The sequence below is a fragment of the Ideonella sp. B508-1 genome (assembly GCF_000333615.1).
GTDB lineage: Bacteria > Pseudomonadota > Gammaproteobacteria > Burkholderiales > Burkholderiaceae_C > Ideonella.
The window spans coordinates 1-1308 of record NZ_BADL01000483.1; the positions used below are offsets into that span (position 1 = coordinate 1).

Consider the following 1308-nt stretch of genomic DNA (forward strand, 5'->3'; position numbering starts at 1 on the left):
GGACGTTCGGCTACTTCAGCCACGCGAGGTTCGTGCATCGAGGCGGTCGCAAGACCGACGAGATAGCGATGAACCCGAGCTACTTCGCCACCACGTCCATCGAGGACGTGCTGTCCACGCTGGCCCATGAAATGGTCCACCTGTGGCAGTACCACAAGGGCAAAGCCGGCCGGCGCGGGTATCACAACAAGGAGTGGGGCCAGAAGATGAAGGCCGTGGGCCTTCAGCCTTCCTCGTCCGGCTTGCCGGGCGGGAAGGAAACCGGCGAGCAGATGGACCACTTCATCATCCCGGACGGGCCTTTCATCGTCTCGGCGAAGAAGCTGCTGGCTAGCGGCTTCGAGCTGAGCTGGCTGGACCGCTACCCCACGGCCGCGCGAAGCGCTGGCGGTGGGGGCGGCAGCAGCTCGGTAGCCGAAGGCGTGCCGATGCTGCCGGTGGCCACCAGTCCGAGTCCGCTGGAAGCGGCCGAGGATCTGGATGTGGTTCTGGACGTGGGCGAAGCCCCGGACAGGTCGAACCGGCGCAAGTACCGCTGCGCCGGCTGCGGGGTGAACGCCTGGGCGAAGCCCGGCGTTCGCCTGGTGTGCGGCGACTGCAACCAGGCGATGCCGGACACAGCGGCACCGTGAGGTGCCGCAGCGGCCTTCACAGAAGGCCGCGCTCGGCGAAGGACAGCACCTGGCCGCCCGCGACGATCAGGTGATCCAGCACGCGCACGTCCACCAGGGCCAGCGCGCTCTTCAGCGTGGTGGTCAGGTACTCGTCGGCCCGCGACGGCTCCGGCACGCCGCTCGGATGGTTGTGGCTGAGCAGCACGGCGGCCGCGTTGAGCGTCAGCGCCTCCTTGACCACCTCGCGGGGGTAGACCGACGTCTGCGTCAGCGTTCCGCGGAACATCTCGCGGTAGGCGATGACGCGATGCTGCGCGTCCACGAAGATGACCGCGAACACCTCGTAGGGCAGAGCCCCGAGACGCAGCGCCACGAAGGCCTTGGAATCGGCGGGGCTGGAGATATTGCCCTGCCGCTGGATTTTCGCGTCCAGCATATCGCGCGCGGCGGTAATAACCTCGTCCTCGCTGGCGGGACGAATTGCGCCGCCTATGACGCGGACGAAAAGGCCGAAGTGGTGCGTAGTCATTATTCTTGCTCCTGGGTATCGGGCGGGATTGCCTGATACCCCTGGATCGGTCCGCAGCGCAGGTGTCAAGGGTAATAACGGCCGAAGGCCGCAAGCGAGTTTGAAAAACTCGCGCAGCCCTTGACTCCGAGAACGGACTGATACCCTGGGAATAACAGCAAGCCC

The 1308-nt window shown here is 65.9% G+C and carries 2 protein-coding genes; one reads left to right on the forward strand and one right to left on the reverse strand.

Annotated features, from left to right (window positions below; translation table 11 throughout):
• A partial coding sequence (locus tag I73_RS19130) for a SprT-like domain-containing protein (protein WP_022982089.1) occupies positions 1–632 on the forward strand: 632 nt, incomplete at its 5' end.
• A 16-nt stretch (positions 633–648) separates the two neighbouring features.
• On the opposite strand, the gene radC is transcribed toward I73_RS19130, so the two are convergent.
• Positions 649–1143, reverse strand: a complete 495-nt coding sequence (gene radC / locus I73_RS19135; RefSeq protein ID WP_022982090.1) for a DNA repair protein RadC — start codon at positions 1141–1143, stop codon at positions 649–651.
• Positions 1144–1308: the final 165 nt, after the last annotated feature.